The following is a 19,479-nucleotide window of genomic DNA, read 5'->3' on the forward strand; positions in this document are numbered from 1 at the left end:
TAAGAGCAACTCTTTTGAGTTAACTGAATTAGATGAGAAGAGGGTTCCTTTTGGAGCCCTTTTCTTTTATTAGTCTTATTGACAAAGGAGAGAAATTATGAAACGTTTTGGAGTGGCATTACTATCCACATTGGTTCTTACTTCTGCGTTTGCTAATCTTGCAGGAGCTCAGTCAGGTGATATAAAGGTTATTATTAACGGTGTAACTCAGCAATATACACAGTCTCCGATAGTCAGTCAAAATACAACCTTGGTGCCTCTTCGTGGCGTTTTTGAAAGCTTGGGAGCGCAAGTAGAGTGGGACAGCAAAGCCAAAAAAGTAATAGCATCTAAAAATGATGATACATTAACTTTGAATATTGGTTCTAAACTTGCTTATAAAAACAGTAATCCTGTACAGCTCGATGCAGCAACTCAAATTCAAAAGGGTCAGGTGCTCGTTCCTTTACGTTTTGTGAGCCAATCATTAGGCGCCAAAGTAAATTGGGATCAAGCTACACGAACAGTGACCATTTCGAATCAAGCTAATGGTAGCGCCACTGACACTAATAGCTTGTCCAGTAAGCCACTTACAGCTCCTGTGACCAAAGTTACTTATGATACTTACTATAATGACTCCTTAGCCTATGATGATGCAGTAAAACTGGCTATAGCTGATAGTACTTCAGTTAAAACAGGAGAAGTGAGTATCGATCAAGCAGGGAAAATCATGAAAGAAACTGGCAAAAATATTGATTTTGTTCCTGCTGAAGCGGGAGATGAGGCTCAAGATAAAGCTTTTAAAGGCTATGCCCAAACGAACCTTAATTATGAGGCTGCCAAAAAGAATCTGGAAATGACCAAAGAAAGTATTGAATATAATGTGAAGGATCTTTATAACAAGCTCCTTCAAAAGCAAAATGCCGTCAAACTGGCAGCATTAAATATTGAAGATGCTGAGCGCAAGCTTAAAGTTGCACAAATCAAGAGAGATAATCAAATGTCGAGTGATTATGAGGTTACCCAAGCGACTAATCAGTTGACTCAAAATCAAGCAGCTTTGGATAAAGCTAAAAAAGATTTGGATAGTGCATATGTATCTTTGAATCAATTGATTGGCTACAAACCAGAGCAACGTTATGAATTGAAGGATAAGCCTGTCTATTCTGAATTTAAAGATAATGTAGAGACAAAAGTAAGCCAAGTACTCACTAGCAGTACTGCCATTTGGTTGAGTGAGCAAAAAGTTGATTTGGCTGAATTGAGCTTGAAGCTTTATAACTTTAGTACTCCTGGAAATACCCCATATGAAGCTGAACAACTTAATGTTGAAAAAGCTCAGTATGCTACAGAAGGTACAAAGAGACAGTTGGAAGAAGCTGTGAGAACAATTTATAACAATATCAAGGCATTGGAAAGCCAATACTCACAGATCCAAGCTGGTTTGGTGAGTGCAAGAAGTGCGGCTGATATGGCTAAAAAGCAATTTGATGTTGGACTGGCTACTGAGCTTCAGGTTTACGAGGCTAATTTGAAAGTGACTACTGCTGAACAACAAGCGGAAGATATTGTGTCAAGTATTGATACTTTGAAGCTGGCTTTCAATAAGCCATGGGCTATGCAAGGTTCCGCTGGAGCAAGTGCGCAATAATTTAAGCTTACCTATACTTGTTATAACTGCAGTAGGAGGTTTTCATGAAATCACGCTATAAAGTATCGTTGGCTGCTGTTTTACTTGGAGGAGGAATTGTGGCTGGCTCTTTGATGAACAGTTCAGTTAATGGAGCCTCCAGTTCTGGACAACCTGGAACAGCTGATGATCCAGTCGTAACCAAAAGCTATGTTGACCAAAAAATTGCTCAGGCCATCAAAGGTGGGGGAACTGCAAGCAGCACTAGTAGTAAAACAACTAACTCGACTGCTCCAGCAACAAACACCACTGCTTCTAATACAACGTCTTCAGGAACCTCTAATGCTGCTAAAAGTTCAACGGTGGAGCAGACAGAGGCTTTGAAGGTTGTTGATGTAAAGCCTGGTCAGAAACTGATTGCCAAAGCTGGGGCAGAATTTATTTTACGTAATGGAAATGCTGTTGTGTACAGCATGGATGCCAGTGGTGCTATTGATATTACTTCTGGAACTGAAATTGTTCATAACCAGGCTGTCGAAAAAAATCATTTATTATCGTTTCCTAGAGAAGGAAGAGGTATTCAAGTAAAAGAAGGGCAGAAGTTTGGCCTAGTCGTTATGGTACGAGGCGGTTATACTGTTCAATAACTGGTGTCTATCTCTGTTTAAGGTACTCTTTTTCTTAAATACTGCTTGGGATAGCAAATTGTTCTTGGCTAAGTTGACTTTAAACACTGCACACTAACTTCATGAAAAATAATTCATTGAGTGGAGGGTGCATACGATGGCGTCAAGAAGTCAAAGACGATTAATTCCCGAAAGCCGTGCGAGGTTAGATGATTTGAAGTATGAAATTGCTGCCGAGTTTGGGTTACCTGTTTATAATCCTCAATATGCACATATACATCCGAATGCTGACAGTGAATTTGCTGCAGAATTAGGGGATTTTACAAGGAATCAAAATGTAGAGTGGCGCGATTTAACTTCAAGACAAAATGGTTCCGTTGGTGGAGAAATTACTAAACGATTGATACAATCCGCTGAACGTAGCCTGTCTGAATTTGGTACATTATAAATTGTAATTATTGATATAGATTTTAAACAAATAGTAGGTATAAACTGGAGCTATTTACATGTGGATCATAATGGTTCGCATGTAAACTCACTTCATTTTCGAATTTTGTTATTTGGATGACATGAATTGACACCTTGTTTTAAATAGGATATCATGGCATTTGAGGCTTGTACGCAACCTTTTCCTACCGGAAAAGGTTCATTTTTTGTTAATCAGGTGTAAAAGATATCTTCCGTCATTTGTTGAGTTGAAGGTAACTGAATAATGCCATGCCATGTTAGGATTTATTAAAAATCCTCATGTATTTTAATTGTGGGAGGTTGAAATTCATGTCTGTAAAAGGTCGTCATTTGTTCACGTCCGAGTCTGTAACAGAAGGCCATCCGGATAAAATTTGTGATCAGATATCCGATGCTGTATTGGACGCCTTTTTGGCTAATGACCCTAATGCACGGGTAGCATGTGAAGTATCGGTAGCTACCGGTCTCGTTCTCGTCATTGGTGAAATCAGCTCCAAATCGGAATACGTGGATATTCCATCCATTGTTCGTAATACGATTAAGGAAATTGGTTATACACGTGCAAAATACGGTTTTGACTATAATACTTGCGCTGTATTGACTTCTTTGAATGAACAGTCGCCAGACATTGCTCAAGGGGTTAACGCTGCCCTGGAAAGCCGTGATCCTGCTGAAGTAGATAAGGAAACAGAAAACATTGGGGCTGGTGACCAAGGATTAATGTTCGGTTTTGCTACGAACGAAACACCTGAGCTAATGCCTCTTCCTATCGCTATGTCTCACCGTATTGCACGACGCTTGTCTGAAGTGCGTAAGGATGGAACGCTGAATTACCTTCGTCCAGATGGTAAAACTCAAGTAACGGTAGAATATGAAAATGGAAAACCTGTTCGTATTGATGCTATTGTGGTTTCTACGCAGCATGCAGAAGATACAACTTTGGAACAGATTCAAGCAGACATCAAGGAAAAGGTTATTTTGCCAGTTGTTCCTGCCGAATTGCTGGATGAGCAAACCAAGTACTACATTAATCCAACAGGGCGTTTCGTTATCGGTGGTCCTCAAGGGGATGCAGGTCTGACAGGCCGTAAAATTATTGTGGATACGTACGGTGGTTATGCACGTCATGGCGGGGGAGCATTTTCGGGTAAAGATCCAACCAAAGTGGACCGTTCTGCTGCTTATGCTGCTCGTTATGTAGCGAAAAACCTCGTGGCAGCTGGATTGGCTGACAAGGTGGAAATTCAGCTTGCTTATGCCATCGGTGTAGCTACGCCTGTTTCGATTAACGTCGATACATACGGCACAGGGAAAGTTAGTGATGAAAAACTCGTTGAACTGATCCGAAATAACTTCGATCTTCGCCCAGCAGGCATCATTCGCATGTTGGATCTGCGTCGTCCAATTTACAAGCAAACAGCTGCTTACGGCCACTTTGGACGTACAGATCTGGATGTACCGTGGGAGAGTGTAGATAAAGCGGAAATTCTGAGAGAGCAAGCGGGGTTATAATTCTCGTAAGTTATCAGAATAACGCATTAACCTAAAAAGACTGTTCATGCTATGCATGAGACAGTCTTTTTTTGATATGCTCTGCTATTAATTATGAACTTGCCATAGTGTACTTAATTTCACACCACTATTCGGATATCGGTGCGAGACCCAATAAATTTCTGAGTAAATGACACACCTTTTGTACTTCCTTATATTGCTCCAAATACGCAAAAAGAGCTTTTAAGAGACCTTTTTGAGGGTTCGATTTCAGAGCCTCTTCCTTTAATTGAGCGTAAATTTGCTGACACTCCTGTTTCTCCTCTGTGCTCCACGAAGAAAGCAGTATACTGTCTTCCAGGGAGTGGAGCAGGCCGTTAATTTGACGACCTTGGTCAAAGGGATTACTTAGTGCGCTCTCGGGTAACCAGCCTTTTTTGCTCCAGAACAAATGTGGAGCGGAATCAGCACTGCTCAGGCTGGTTGCCAAGGAACTGGATAAGAAGATGATAAACTGTGTTAGATGCTCAATCGTTTCATCATTCATCCGATCGGCAAAGAAGCGAATATATTCGAACACAATGCTTTTCAGTACAAAGGTTATATCCCATGCATGATCTTCAATGCCTGGTCCAAAAATATCAATTAGGCAGTCGTGAACCCATTTGTACAATTTGTATTCGTGCTGTTCAAACGCACCATTGAGTTGTTCATTTTGAAAAATAAGCATGGAAGGCTCAGGAAGATCCATCATGAGATACACTTTGTTTTCAACAAGATTTTTCAAGTAGAGTACAATAAAACCGTGCAGCTTATCGTGTTTAGATAGGTCAGGTTTACTGTAGAGAGCTCGGATGTCTTGTTCAATATTGTTTTCCAAAATGATACACATTTCCAAAGGCAATTCTTCTTTCCCTTGAAAATATTTATAGAAGGATGCTTTTGCCATCCCACTTTCTTTGGCGATTTCTTCAACAGATGTTGAATAATAGCCTTTTCTGGAGAACAGCCGAATGGCCGCCTGTAAAATATCATTTTTTTTACTTTCCATACATACTCCCTCCAGGAACCAACTCGACAGCATGCGGAATTCGATACTTCATACATTACAAAGGTTGGTCACGTGTAATAACTGTGTGCTGCTGTTTTTTGAATTGCCGGTGCATCTTGTACTTGGCCATGATCATATACAAGGACGGCACCACAAACAAAGTTAACAAGGTTGAAAATAACAAACCGAAAATGACGGTGAACGCCAGTGGCTTAAAGAGCAGGCTCCCTAATAGTGCTAATGGAATCATACCTACAATGGCAGCCAGGGAAGTCAACAAAATCGGTCTGAAGCGAGCAGCGGCGGCTTGTATAACGGCTTCCCTTAACTCCACTCCTTCATGTCTTGCATCCTCGATAAATTCAATTAAGACAATCCCGTTCCGTACCACAATACCCGCAAGTGCGATAATTCCCATGATACTCATAAAACCGATGGGCATACCAGTTAGAAAAATACCAATAATCCCGCCGGCAGCTGCTAGGTACACGGTCGTCATAATAATAATAGGAATGGAGAGTGAATAAAACTGCATCGTGATCAAGAGTAAAATGAGTAAGACTACAACAATCGCCAGCTTCCCTAAATCTCCGAATATGGTGGACTGATCGGATGTTTCACCGCCTACCTCCCATTTATAGCCTTCAGGGAACTTCATTTGTGCCAGTTTGCCTTCCACATCTACCATGGCTTCACTTGCAGTTCTTCCATTCAAGTCAGCTTCGACCGTAATCGTCCGCTCCATATTGTAATGCTTGATTTGCTGAATAGCAAATGACGGTTTAATCTGTACAAGCTGGTTTAATGGAATTTGCTTGCCAGCTGCATTCACTACACTTAATTGTTGGAAAAGCTTACTTGGCTCCTCGTTACTGTGATTCAAATACATTTTGATATCTACCAGACTGCTTCCAGTATCGAATTGACTGACTTGAGCTCCTTCTTTTAACAGAAGAAGGGTACGAGTCAAATCTGTATAGCTTACTAGATACTGATCCATGGCTTGTTTGTTAACCTCAAGCTCGAGGGCATATCGTTCAATTCCTATGTCATCTACGATGCCCGTTGTGCCCTCAACTGTCGCGATCTGCTCCTTTGCTTTTTGGGCAAGGGTTTGCAGTTCATTCAGATCCTGACCTGAGATACGAATAGAAACGGGTTTACCTACTGGAATCCCAAGACGGGGAACATACATGGTAACCGTAACGCCAGGGTAGGATTTCTTAACATGTTGTTCCCAAGCATCAACTGTCGAATTGAGATCGAATACGTTCTCTTTTCCGACAACAGCAATCTGACCTACGGTTTCGTTATAACTGATAGTTCCACCCGCACTATTAATGTCACTAAACAGTTGGGGGGCAGTCCCACCTGCACTGTAAACGACCTTGGAAGTTTCGGGTTGCTTCTTAATCCAGCCTGCAAGATCTTTAACGATCTGGTCGGTTTCCGCAATGGAAGTGCCTACAGGCATTTTTACATTTAATGCAACATGAGGATCTTCCGATTCAGGGAAAAGCTCAACCGATGTAAAGGGAACTAATCCATAAGCGGCTGTTCCAAGCATGAGTCCAACCATAGCCGTCAGCAAGGGACGCTGAATGACTTTAGGCATCAGCTTTTGTGAATAAAGCTTGTTTAAAGAGTGAATCTGCTGACCGAGCAAGCCTACTGGTTTAGATTTCCTCTGAGGATGACGTGTCTGTCTGCGTTTCTCATACCACTCTCGAAAAATAGGGATGATCGTGAGAGACATGATCATAGAAGCTAACATGGCCAGAGAAACAATGGTGGGAATGGGTCTAATAAAGGCACCTACATTTCCGGGCAGAAACAACAATGGAGCAAAGGCAGAGATCGTGGCCAATGTTGCAATCAAAATAGATAGCATGACCTCTTTGGTACCTTTTATAGCTGCAACGGAGGGTGGCTCTCCTAATTCCGTAAGTCTGCGCTCAATATTATCGTTTACCACTACAGCGTCATCTACGAGTATGCCGAGTACAATGATCAGACCGACAACGGAAATCTGATTTAGAGTAATGCCGAACATAGGTAAAAAGATAACGGCAATCGAAACCGAAATAGGGATTGCCAGCGCGACAAAAGCTGAGGTGAGTAAATTCAAGCCCAACATACAAACAAGAATAACCGCTGCAATGGCCAGAATCGTTTCACGCTTTAAGTCGTCAAAGATATGGCTTACCTGATCCTTTTGTGCAAAGAGAGTCTGTAAGTGAACACCCGCAGGGAGTGTTTTCTCCAGCTCTTTGAGCTTGCTATTGACCTTTGCGCTCATAGAAGGGATGTCTGTGCCTGTTTCCGCCCCAATACTTAGTGTAATGGCCGGTTTACCCTCTACGTAAGCGAAATATTCTGCCTCAGGATGTGCCAGCTCAGTTGTGCCGATATCTCTTAAGTAAACAGGGTTACCTTCTTTTGTACGTGTCAAAATGACCTGATTTAATTCGTCAGCTTTTTCAGTCTCACGAACAACGAGTTGATAGGTTCGTCCGTTGTATTCAATATTACCAGTAGGAACCCGATCAATCTGAGACTGGATCGCTTGTGCCACTTGTCCCCACGACAATTGATATTGCTGAAGCTTTTGGTTGTCGATATGGATACGTACTTCCTGATCGGGAAGACCATTGAATTTGACACTGGATACGCCGGAAATTGTATTAAGTTGATCTTTCCAGGTGGTGGTCAAATCATTTAGTTTATACAGTGGGGCAGATGAGTCGGCGGTCAGGGCATAAGAGCCGATAAACGAGCTGGTTAGCTTGTCATTTATAACAGGCACTTCAGCGCCTTGAGGAAGATCAGCTTGTGCATCCTGCACTTTTTTACGCATATTATCCCAAACCATTTGAGGATCTACTCCATTTTTGGATTCGATTAAAATAGAGGAGAATCCGTTGCCAGAAGTCGAATTAATCGTTTTAACACCTTCAACCTCCTTGATGCGTTTCTCCAGCTCTTTAGTTACGGTTTGTTCTACTTTTTGTGGCGAAGCACCAGGATAGACGGTTGTGACCATAGCATTCTGTATGGTCACGTCTGGCATTTCCTGCTGTGGTAACTGGAAAAAACCAAAAGTTCCAACTACAATCAGCATGACAAAAAACAGCAATGTTATTTTTCGTTTTTTTACGATGTACTCAATCATGGACGTCCGCCTTCCTCCGACTGAATCGCATTTCCATCAAATAGGGATTCTGCCCCTTTAATGACAATACGTTCTCCTTCACGAAGCCCGGATACAATTTGCAATTGATTATCTACAACCTGATTGCCAAGCTTCACAGGGGTTCTAACCGCTTTTCCTTGAACATCTTTGAAAATAAAAGGCTTGCTTCCCGTATTGATGACTGCTTCAGCAGGCACAAGAATACCATTCTTGTCTGTCACCTGATGCGCAGCTTTGATGACCTGGCCGGGTAACCAGTCTCGCTGTGGATTGGCAATGACAATCTCTACGTTAACCCTCCCTGTATCGGTGCTGGTTGAAGGATAGACGTTGGACACCGTACCCTGACGAGTTTCTTCATAGAGCGCCACCTTTACCTGTTGTCCCTTTTTCCAATCCTTAATTTCACTGTCTGGTACGGGAAGGAGCACTTTAAGACGGTCGATGGAGCCTATGCGATAGACGGCTTGGCCCGACGCGACCAAATCACCTGTATTCACGATTTTGTCTAGGATTGCGCCGTTCACAGGAGAAGCTAAACGGGTGCGTGACAGTGCCAGCTCTGCCTGGTCCTTGGCAACAAGTGCTTTTTCGTAGTTGGCACGCGCTTGTTTTTGGGAAGCCTCAGCCTGTTCGCTGGCTGCAAGAGCTTTAGTTTTACCTGCTATCGCATCCTGAAAGGAAGCTTGGACAGATTGATGCTCTTCGGCTGTGGCTCCTTCCAGCAAAAGAGATAAGGAAGCTTTCGCTTGCTCCAGATTTTGGAGAGCAGTGGTAGTATTCAAGCGGGCGTTCTCGTTATCCGACGCGGTAGCTGCCCCCGCCTCAAACAGCTTTTGTGTCCGCTCGCTATCCGTCTTGGCCTTGTTATAGGCGCTTTGTGCCTTATCGACAGTGGTTTGAGCTTGCTGTTTTTCCTGAGCGCGCGCACCCTTGTTGACCTTGCTAACATTTGCACGAGCATTCGCAATACCAGCATCGGCAGATTGAATCGCAGAGGTAGCTGCCTGTAAGTTAGCCTGTGCGTTATCTATACCGGCTAGAGCTTCTTGGATAGAGGCTGTAGCCTGTGCAACCTGTAGCCTGTAGTCGGCGTCATCGAGACGGGCAATGGTTGTACCTTTTTGGACAAGAGTTCCAGTCGTGATTTCTGCGCTAGCGACGGTACCTCCGTTTTGAAAGGCTAGTGTACGTTCCTCATAGGCCTGAAGGGTACCTGACAAGTCATAGGCGGTATGGAGTGGTGTGTTTTTGACGATTGTAGGGCGCACAACGGTCGGCTGTGCGGATGAACCTGAAGCTGCATCTTTTTTTCCGGTAGAGCATCCGGTGATGGCGAGGCTCAGTGATAAGGTGAGTATGATGATGGCCCGTTGTTTATTCATGATTATCCATCCTTCCGATAGGGTCATAAGTTTCTGTTTAAACTTACTGGTTTAAATTGAACTCATAAGTTCATGTGTATTATAGTGCGCTAATATTGTATTCGTCAATTCACTGTTTTGGATTTTATGAATTAGTTGGCGGGATTTCGGAACTTTTGCCTTTATAATAAGTCTATTAACATAAGAGGATTTTTTTGTTTATTGGTAGAGTACATGTGCGGATTAATCCGTTTGAATACAAAGAAGATGGGAGCTATTATCCAAATGTTTTTAAGTAATAGAAAACACAGCAAAGTGAAAGTAGATGGCAAAGGAATCGCTAAAAGATGGGCTGTATTAACGCTGGCAGGAGTATTATGGGTCGGTCCGGTTGCTGGAACTGGGGTTCTAATCCCGTTAAACAATTGGATATCTGCTCCAATCGCGAGTGCTGCCTCCGGTTCAACGGTAAAATTGGGTGAAGAAATTATTACTTCGGGCGCAACATTATTGAAATATCGTTTTAAAGGGTCCAAGGGAACAGCGCTGGCTGATATCGTTCGAGTAGACCTGCAAAATCCGTACGTAAAGCTGGATGTCATGACTGGGAAGAACGGACAGTTTACGACCCGTCAGAGTACAGGCGGTATGGCAAAAGAGACCGGTGCGGTTGCTGGCGTGAACGGGGATTATTTTAATACCTCTAGCGAGGGAGCACCGATCGGTGGACAGGTGTCCAAAGGGGTGTTGATGTCTACTCCCTCTGATTTAACAGGGATGTATGCCTTTGCTGTAACGAAGGATGGCTCACCGATGGTTGAGCAATTTACCTTTGAAGGTACAGTAAAAGCTGGTGATGGGTCTTCCTTCTCTTTGGCAGGGATGAATAAGGCTTCATACTCGCCTGAGACGAGTGGGAGCAGCTATAGTCACTCCAATGCTATGTATATTTATACATCTGCTTGGAAAGCAATTGAGCGACCTAAAAACAGTTCGACAACGCCTACTGAAATATTGGTACAAAATGGCGTGGTTACGCAAGTCTCCGAAAATGCTACATTGAATATGACTGTTCCGCAGGATGGCTATATTTTGCGTACACACGGTAAAGCAGCGGATTATGCCAAAGCGCATCTGACTGTGGGACAGACTGTAGAAACGAACTATCACCTTCGCGTCAAATCGACAGGGAGTGAAGTAGATCCTTCCAACCTACAAATGATGATCGGTGGACATACCATATTAGTAAATGACGGACAGAAGACTTCGTTCTCCCGAAGTACGACAAGTATAGGCGGGACGCGTGCGCGTACGGCTTTGGGATATTCCCGTGACAAGCGATATGCCTATGTCATCGCCGTTGAGAAGAATGGGAACAGCGTTGGTGTATCCTTGAGCGAGCTGCAAACACTGATGAAAGATATTGGTGTCTGGAAGGGGATGAACCTCGATGGTGGCGGCTCTACCACCATGGTAACTCGTGATTTGGGAGATACGACAGCGGGGCTTACATTCAATACAGAATATGGTACAGAGCAACGTAGCATCGTAAATGGAGTGGGAGTATATACCACTGCTCCTAAAGGAACGCTCAAAGGCTTTACCATCAAGGGCAATAAAACGCTGCTGATTGGTCAGAGCGGAAGTTACTCCTTCAAAGGCTACGACAACTACTACAATCCATTTGATACCTCGAAAGTACAAGTGACGTGGAAGTCCAGCAACCCAGCTGTTGTGTCCGTGAGCGGCGGTGTTGTGAAGGGAGCCAAACCGGGAACTGCTACTTTAACTGCATCCAGTGGCTCAGCTAGTGCGACAACCAAGGTCACCGTGCTTGGAGCAGATGAAATTTCATCACTTACTGCAGGAAGTGGGACAGGCTCGCTTACTGCAGGAGCTAAAATCGCAGTACCGATAACGGCCAAGACGAAAGATGGACAGAGTGTCAGCATTACATCAGATGCGCTCAAATGGGAGTTCATCGGCTTTAAGGGAAACGTTAAGGATAATCAGCTTACGGTAAATACAGTGGATGCGGGTGTGAAAACAGGCTATGCCATTGGTCGCTACGATGGTTTCAGTGCGGTTGTCTTCCTGTCCGCTGGCGGGGCAAGTACAAATAACTGGGAAAACTTCGAAAATGTTTCGTATCCGGTTGATTTCACTTCAAATGTGGAAGGTGTTAACGGTACAGCGGCTGTTGTACAAGGGGATGGAGACCATGCCAATTCCAAAGTGCTGGAGCTAAGCTACGACATGACGAACGGCAGTGGCAAAATGTATGCTTACGCTCAATTAAATGGCACATCCGGGAAGACGTTGGAGCAGGCAGCTACATCCATCTCGATTGATGTCAAAGGGGATAAGAGTCTGAACTGGCTGCGTGCGGAGCTGGAGGATGCTCAAGGCAAAACGGCATACATTGATCTCGCCAAAGTGATTGACTGGAACGGCTGGAAAACGATTAACGCAGATATGAGCAGTTTGAATATTTCCTATCCGGCGAAGCTGAAACGTCTCTATGTGGTCAATGTAGCCGAGGGTCAGGATGAGCGCGCTAAGACAGGTAAGGTCGCTTTTGATAATATCTCTTTTAATACACCGGGGACGGTCGGCACAGAAGGACTTAAAAAGGGAACAGCTCAGATGACGATCGGTCAAAAATCAATGACGGTAAATGGAACGCCAACAACGATTGATGCAGCTCCGATGACTCGCAATGGTTCGACATATGTTCCAATTAAGTATGTGCTGGACGCATTTGGCGGACAAGCCAAATGGAATGCGGGCGATCAGCGGATCACCATTATGCGCGGTGGTGTGCTGATGGATTTGACTGTAGGAAAAAAAGAAGTGATTCTAAACGGAAAGCGTCAGAGCACTGAAGTTGCACCTATTGTACTGGGAGGCAGGACTTTAGTCCCATTAAGACTGGTGTCTGAACAGTTAGGAATGACTGTAAAATGGGAACAAGAAACGAAGACCATCACCCTCCAGTCATGATATGGTATGATATATACTTGAAATGCTAGGATTGGAGTAGAACATTTGTGGACTTTCAAGCCGATATCATAGACCGAGTCATTAAAAATGCCATCCAGGTGATGGAGAACAGCAAATATCAGATGTTCGAAATATTGGACACGGCCCGGACCGAACTGGTTACGTTAAATCAAGAGCTTCAGAGCGTATTGAAGGAAACGGCAGAAACGATCGAAAAAGTGGACCAGCTGGAAATGAACTATCGGCGGTCCCGAATTCGGTTGACTGAGGTCAGCCGTGATTTCGTCCGTTACTCGGAAGAGGATATCAAACAGGCTTATGAGAAGGCGACACAGCTTCAACTCGATGTGATGATTTTTCGCGAGAAGGAAATGTATCTCAAAGCCAGAAGAGATGATCTTCAAAAGCGGGCCAAAAGTGTCGAGGCTTCTGTCGAGCGGGCCGAAACTATCGGTTCGCAGATGGGGGTCGTGCTGGAATATTTATCGGGTGAATTGGGACAAGTGACGCGGATCATTGAATCGGCCAAAAATCGGCAGTTTATTGGTCTGAAAATTATTTTGGCTCAGGAAGAGGAGCGTAAGCGCATATCCCGTGAAATTCACGATGGACCTGCGCAACTCCTTGCGCATCTAGTGCTTAGGACGGAAATTGTGGAAAGAATGATCGCCAAGCAGGAATTTAAGATGGTTCAGGACGAAATAGTAGACTTGAAGAAACAAGTTCGCTCCAGTCTTGAAGAAATGCGAAAGGTCATTTTCAACTTGCGTCCCATGGCCCTGGATGACCTGGGGCTTATTCCGACGCTCCGGAAATATGTGCAGGATTTTGAAGAAAAAACGAAGATTAGAGCGCTTTTTGAAACAAGGGGCAAGGAACACCGTCTCTCTTCCGCGATGGAAGCAGCCATTTACCGTCTGATCCAGGAAGCTTTGACTAACGCTGCCAAGCATGCTTACCCTACCTATGTGCTTGTGGAGATTACCTACCAGGCACAGCTTGTAAAAATTGTTGTGCAGGATAATGGTCTGGGCTTTAAGCCAGAGCTTTTTCAGCAAAAAAGCAAAGACCATGGGCATTTTGGTCTGATTGGTATGCGGGAAAGGGTTGAACTGCTCGAGGGGAGAATGGAGATCGAATCAGCTGAGAATCAAGGCACCAAGATAGTGATTCATATCCCAACCAACGTGGAAAAGGGAAAGGAGTAACAACATGGAAAATCAGGAAATGAGTAATGCACCCATTAAAGTTCTCTTAGCGGACGACCATCAGTTGTTTCGTGAAGGACTTAAACGTATTTTGAATATGGAGGACGACATTGAGGTCATCGGAGAATGTGGTGATGGCATTCAAGTGCTGGAATTCTGCAACGTAGAGAAACCGGATATTGTTCTGATGGACATTAATATGCCAATTGAAAATGGTGTAGAAGCAACTGAAAAACTACGGGAGATGTTCCCGGATGTCAAAGTGATCATTTTATCCATTCATGATGATGAAAGCTATGTATTCGAGACGTTGCGCAAGGGAGCCAATGGCTATCTGTTAAAAGATATGGAAGCCGAGTCCCTCATTAATGCTATTCGTTCAGTACATGAAGGATATGCATTTATTCATCCGAAGGTAACGGGCAAGCTTATTCAGCAGCTTCGTCGGATGACTTACCTGAATGAAACAGGGGCTATGGCGGAAGGTCATACTAAGGAAGCAGGCGTGAAGTTTGTTGCAGGTGAAAATAATCCGCTGACTCGTCGTGAAGCAGAAGTGTTACGTCTGATGGCCGAAGGCAAGAGCAATAAGATGATTGGTGAATATTTATTCATTAGCGAGAAAACGGTCAAAAACCATGTCAGCAGTATTCTGCAAAAAATGGAAGTGGATGACCGTACACAAGCAGTTATTAACTCCATCAAATATGGATGGGTTACGCTGTAAAGTGTAGTCTTTTCATGTATTAGACGATGCAGCTGCCTAGATATGAATGCTGTACCGCCTCTCTTTTAGAGCGAGATATCCGCTCGTATGGAAGTCCAGTACATAACCGTGACACCTCTTCCTGTTATACGGCATATATTGTCGCTATAGGAGGAGGTGGAACCCTCGTGACGGCTCACTTGGTTTGGATATTGCTTATATACGGTGTGGGAGCTGCAGTCGTGCATCTCATGTATATACGACAGGCGGTTCAGGCTTATCACAATGGCGAAGATGCACACACGACAACGCTGAATCGTCGTGCGACTCGCTACATTGTGATTACATCCAATGATGGAGATCGTGTGGAATGGGTGATGCGTTCATTGAGTATCCTTGCCTGGCTACACCGGAGGCCGCTACATGTAACGGTACTGGATGATGAATCTATAGACGATACGCTACCGATTCTGACCCGGCTGGTGCGCTATAGTCATATGGATGTTTCAGTCATCTCATGTCGTTTTTCACCGGGGAACCCGGTTTTGCCGAAGTCAGGCGGTGAAAAACAGGTTGTTATTGATCTTAGAACAGCAAACCCGTTGGCGGGCGTCCCACTTGTTCCTTAGTGACAGGGATCTGTGGACATCGTGGTTAAAATCAGATATAAATATTTATAGACAGTTGCATATGCAAGACAATAGGGATTTCGTTGAAATCTGTTTGATGTGAAGCACACTTCAGGCTAATAGCCATGGAAGTGTGCTTTTTTGCTGTTCTCTAGGGTGATAAGAACTAGGAACAATGATGAATGAGAGGAGAGAACAAAGATGAAAATTGCAGTATATGCAGTCAGATATAAAGGGAATTGGAATCTTCGATTATCTGTGGATATTCGAGTAGATATGACATGGTGGTGGTGTCAAGATAAGCACCAGGAGAATGCTGTCGAAAGGTGGGTGTTATTAGGAGACGAGCTTCCCTTGTCTTGGGGAGTAAGCCTGTGTGGAGGATTTAGGGAGTTAGCAGAGATGGAGCGGTGGGGGGATCGACAATGGTGGGCCTATACTCTTGCACAGCTAAAGAATGAGTTGGTTCTTGAATCTTCTAATGGAGAACGGATCTTATCTGGAGGAGTAGACAATATATACATTTGGGACCGGCACCAAGGATGGGTTTCACGCACTCAACATGGGAATGAGGGACAAGAAACAATAGGAACTGTACGTTCTATTCAAAACCGGAAGCTCGCCACGGGAGTAAATGGATTGGATATGGAATGTTTAACACGACAAGCGAACGAGCTGACTCATTTGTTGGCAGGACGCCAGTTGCTTGTTCCTGAAGCTGAAGCATTGCTAGCAGAGGCAGCCCCGGATTTGGAGCATACTTGGCGTTCAGCTGCGCAACTTGCATATCTGCAAGGCCGACTCAGCTTTGCTGCTGGTCTGGCTCCAGCACCACGTGCGCGCTGGTCTGCCGCGCGTAGACAGGAACTCCGCTGCAACCGTTGTGGCAGCGGAAAGGTGCACCGCACAAGCTGCGCATCGTGCGGTCGTAAGGCGTGCGCCTACTGCGAGACATGTCTGACGCTTGGCCGCAGTCGTGAGTGCTCGTTGCTGCTGCGCGGTACAGCGAAACTTGCCATGCCGCGCACGGCAGAGGCAACCCCGGCGACGAATCTCGACCGCTGGGGGCTGAGCCCTGCGCAACGTGCCGCCGCCGAAGCAGCGCTGTGCTTTTTGGCCGCACCACCCGGAGGGGTGCGAAAATGCTCTCGCCCGGTAGGCCAATGGCAACGAGCGCGCGAATTATTCCGGCGCAGCATGCGTGCGCGCCAGGAATTAGGTGCTGCCGCTGCGCATGGCAGCACTCTTGCCCTCAACGAGCAGTCATCGCCCAAATCTGGCGAGCGTGCTTGGGAGATTGCTGGCCGGCAAGTACCCGATTCTGCGGCCGAACGATTTCTGCTCTGGGCCGTGACTGGCGCGGGCAAGACGGAAATGATGTTTCCTCTTTTACAGCATGTGTTGGAGCGCGGAGGGACAGCGCTCGTAGCAACACCGCGCCGTGATGTGGTATTGGAGTTGGCACCTCGCTTGGCAGTTGCGTTTCCCGAAGTTAGCATGGTGACGCTTTATGGAGGGAGTGCAGAACGGTGGCAAAGGGGACAACTGACACTGGCAACAACACATCAGCTGTTGCGTTATCGCCAGGCTTTTGATTTGGTTGTGATTGACGAGATTGATGCATTTCCTTATCACAATGATCCAATGCTTGCCTTTGCTGCCCAAGCAGTATGTAAGCGGGAAGGAAAGTTTATTTATTTGTCTGCTACGCCACCGCGCCCCTTGCAGAAAGAGGCTGCACGTGGTCAACTGCCACATGCCAAGGTTCCCGTTCGTTTTCATCGTCATCCCCTACCTGTCCCAATTCGTTTGGGGACTCCTCCAGTGCATCAGTGGCTACAAAAAGGTCAGCTTCCTGCTTCATTTGTTCAGCGCCTAAACGTATCCATTCAACGAGGGGCGCAGGTCTTTCTATTTGTGACACGAATCTCACATATTCAAGGCCTTGTGGAACTGCTGATTAGACGATTTCCTGATATACCTATCGCCGGTACCTCATCGCAGGATGAAGAACGAACCACTAAGGTGCGTTTATTTCGGGCTACTGAAATACGTGTGCTGGTCACAACCACTATTTTGGAGCGAGGAGTGACTGTTCCGCGGAGTGATGTGTATGTGCTAGACGCGGACAGCAGTCTTTTTGATGAAGCGTCCCTTGTCCAAATGGCTGGCCGATCTGGAAGATCTAAGGATGACCCATGTGGTAGTGTTATTTTTATATCCCCTCAATGGACTAGCGGTCAAAAGAGAGCGATTAAACAGATTAAACGTATGAATGCACTGGCTCGGAAAAGAGGATATCTGAAATTGGTGAAGCACTAAATGCATTAAATAAAAAAAGTTTTTTTGGAAATGTGAAACCTGAAACAATGTCGGTACGTAAACTACCAAGAAAGGTGCATTTTGGTATGGGGATGATTCCAAGAACCCGTTTGTTTTTGAATTGGTTATTCCATCGTCAGTCGCAAACATGTGTTGCTTGCGGTACTCTCACAGGTCATTTTTCCGAATTTACTGGGCTTTGTACACATTGCTCGACCCAAATTCCTTGGGTTTACAACATTCGTTGTGCACATTGTGGACGTCCGACGTCTTGTCTAGATTGCGTCAGGCCCGACCGATTAGTGCGTTATTATGTATGTAATCGGAGTGCAACCAGTTATACGCCGATGATGAAAGAATGGATTGGACAGTTTAAATACCGCGGCAATGAAAAGTTTGGCCCCCTGCTGGGCGAAATCATGAACCGTGCCTATCAGGCGATGAGACATGAGTTTGCAGGTCATAAATGTAATCGTTTCAAGCAATCTTTGTGGGATGTAGATATAGTGACCTGTGTCCCGGTAAGTGAAAAGAGGCTGACAGAGCGTGGCTTTAATCAGGCTGAAATTTTGGCAGAAGAGATTGCAAAGCGAAATAAGCTCCCCTTTCTACCTTTACTTGTTCGCCCGCAAGATACAGGCAAGCAAAGCTTTAAATCAAAAAATGAACGCATGAATACAATGAATAATGCATTTTCTGTTCATCCCAATATGATGAATTTGATGAAATCTTTTATTTTAAAAGTGGAATCTCGACGTGCTACGGAGGAGTGCACGCACTCCGTTACAATTTTGCTTGTAGATGATATTTATACAACGGGGAGTACATTGCAGGCGTGTGCACGTGTTTTGAGAGAAAAGGCATTAGAACGAGGAGTACATTTGGCTATCTTTTGCCTGACTCTAGCGAGATCATGAGTCTGAATTTCTATTATATTCCATAATTTTATGCTTGAAACTATGAAAAAAAGGTTATAATTCTTTTGAAAGAAGGATTAAATGATAGAGTATAAGCCTTTTAATCCGTACAATCAGCAGAATTTGACAACAAGCTAGAGAGAGGTATATAATAAAAATATAGAGACGAACAAAAAGTTAGGAAGTGAGGGATGAAATCAGAATATTTCAATTTAGAGGTTGATTTTTTTGGAAAAGAGGAGTACAATTTCTATCTGTTGATAGCTAACATGATTGGTAATAAGTGATCAGCTAACGACAAAAGAGCGGACATTGGGAGTGTCTCGCTCAGTAGTAAAGCAGTTAATTAAAATTTAAAGCTAAAAAGAGGAGAGAACAAAATCATGAAAAATGTAATGAAAAAAGTAGCAGTTTCTAGCATGTTGGCAGTTAGCTTAGGTGCAGTATCTTTGTTGAGTCCACTTGCTACAGGTCAAGTATTGGCAAAATCCAACTCAGATTACAATAAGGATCAAGCTGAAGAGCAACTGATCATCCAACAACAAGAAGCAGCGCAAAAAGCGTTTGAAGCGAAACTTTTTGGAACTGAAACTACAGCAACACCTGCTCAATCGACAACAGAGAACAACAACCAAACAACAACAACTACAAAACCAGCAACAACTACAACTGAAGCACCAGCAACAACTGTAAAAACAATCACTGTAAATGTTCAAGAAGGCGACACATTGGCTTCTATTGCTGAAAAATACGGTGTAACTGTTGAAGAACTGGTTAAAATCAACAACCTGGTTAAAGTTGGCCAAGAACTGCAAGTGCCACAAACAAATACAAATAAATAATTAACATTATAAACTGTTTTATAAAATGTATTTATTAAACCAAGCGTTTG

Annotated in this window: 14 protein-coding genes; 11 read left to right on the forward strand and 3 right to left on the reverse strand. The window is 44.3% G+C overall.

Features of this window, described 5'->3' with window-relative positions; genetic code table 11:
• The first annotated feature begins 97 nt into the window (after positions 1-97).
• The 4 genes from G9G57_RS02520 to metK all read left to right on the forward strand — a co-directional run bounded on the left by G9G57_RS02520 (position 98) and on the right by metK (position 4,215).
• Positions 98-1,630, forward strand: a complete 1,533-nt coding sequence (locus G9G57_RS02520) for a stalk domain-containing protein (protein ID WP_164964426.1) — start codon at positions 98-100, stop codon at positions 1,628-1,630.
• Positions 1,631-1,674: 44 nt separating this feature from the next.
• Entirely contained in the window at positions 1,675-2,256 is a 582-nt protein-coding gene (locus G9G57_RS02525; protein WP_016822906.1) for a hypothetical protein, read from the forward strand.
• Positions 2,257-2,392: 136 nt separating this feature from the next.
• Complete coding sequence (locus tag G9G57_RS02530; RefSeq protein ID WP_016822907.1) at positions 2,393-2,683, forward strand: alpha/beta-type small acid-soluble spore protein; 291 nt, start codon at positions 2,393-2,395, stop codon at positions 2,681-2,683.
• Positions 2,684-3,012: 329 nt separating this feature from the next.
• Positions 3,013-4,215 carry a methionine adenosyltransferase gene (gene metK / locus G9G57_RS02535; protein ID WP_013373407.1) on the forward strand — a complete coding sequence of 401 codons (1,203 nt, stop codon included), beginning with the start codon at positions 3,013-3,015 and terminating at the stop codon, positions 4,213-4,215.
• Between the two features lie 127 nt (positions 4,216-4,342).
• On the opposite strand, the gene G9G57_RS02540 is transcribed toward metK, so the two are convergent.
• The 3 genes from G9G57_RS02540 to G9G57_RS02550 are packed head-to-tail and all read right to left on the reverse strand — an operon-like array spanning position 4,343 to position 9,823.
• The gene (locus G9G57_RS02540) at positions 4,343-5,245 is read right to left on the reverse strand and encodes a TetR/AcrR family transcriptional regulator (protein WP_016822908.1); all 903 of its coding nucleotides are present in this window, start codon (positions 5,243-5,245) and stop codon (positions 4,343-4,345) included.
• Positions 5,246-5,300: 55 nt separating this feature from the next.
• Positions 5,301-8,417: an efflux RND transporter permease subunit gene (locus tag G9G57_RS02545; RefSeq protein WP_164964427.1), complete on the reverse strand. Its 3,117-nt coding sequence runs from the start codon at positions 8,415-8,417 to the stop codon at positions 5,301-5,303.
• Positions 8,414-9,823, reverse strand: a complete 1,410-nt coding sequence (locus G9G57_RS02550) for an efflux RND transporter periplasmic adaptor subunit (RefSeq protein ID WP_164964428.1) — start codon at positions 9,821-9,823, stop codon at positions 8,414-8,416. The genes G9G57_RS02545 and G9G57_RS02550 overlap by 4 nt, the downstream gene beginning before the upstream one ends.
• 264 nt (positions 9,824-10,087) lie before the next feature.
• Here G9G57_RS02550 and G9G57_RS02555 point away from each other — a divergent pair, with 264 nt between their 5' ends.
• From G9G57_RS02555 to G9G57_RS02585, 7 genes are all read left to right on the forward strand, one after another.
• Positions 10,088-12,805, forward strand: coding sequence for a stalk domain-containing protein (locus G9G57_RS02555; protein WP_164964429.1), 2,718 nt, complete (start codon positions 10,088-10,090; stop codon positions 12,803-12,805).
• Positions 12,806-12,852: 47 nt separating this feature from the next.
• Complete coding sequence (locus G9G57_RS02560; RefSeq protein ID WP_013373402.1) at positions 12,853-14,013, forward strand: sensor histidine kinase; 1,161 nt, start codon at positions 12,853-12,855, stop codon at positions 14,011-14,013.
• A 4-nt stretch (positions 14,014-14,017) separates the two neighbouring features.
• A complete protein-coding gene (locus tag G9G57_RS02565) occupies positions 14,018-14,740 on the forward strand; it encodes a response regulator (protein ID WP_013373401.1) in 723 nt (240 codons plus the stop codon).
• Positions 14,741-14,907: 167 nt separating this feature from the next.
• Positions 14,908-15,348, forward strand: coding sequence for a hypothetical protein (locus G9G57_RS02570; protein WP_016822911.1), 441 nt, complete (start codon positions 14,908-14,910; stop codon positions 15,346-15,348).
• A gap of 201 nt (positions 15,349-15,549) precedes the next feature.
• Entirely contained in the window at positions 15,550-17,670 is a 2,121-nt protein-coding gene (locus tag G9G57_RS02575; protein WP_016822912.1) for a DEAD/DEAH box helicase, read from the forward strand.
• A gap of 86 nt (positions 17,671-17,756) precedes the next feature.
• Complete coding sequence (locus G9G57_RS02580; RefSeq protein WP_238799217.1) at positions 17,757-18,587, forward strand: ComF family protein; 831 nt, start codon at positions 17,757-17,759, stop codon at positions 18,585-18,587.
• Between the two features lie 383 nt (positions 18,588-18,970).
• Entirely contained in the window at positions 18,971-19,429 is a 459-nt protein-coding gene (locus tag G9G57_RS02585) for a LysM peptidoglycan-binding domain-containing protein (RefSeq protein WP_164964430.1), read from the forward strand.
• The last annotated feature ends 50 nt before the right edge of the window (positions 19,430-19,479 follow it).

Source organism: Paenibacillus sp. EKM211P (genome assembly GCF_011066175.1).
GTDB lineage: Bacteria > Bacillota > Bacilli > Paenibacillales > Paenibacillaceae > Paenibacillus > Paenibacillus polymyxa.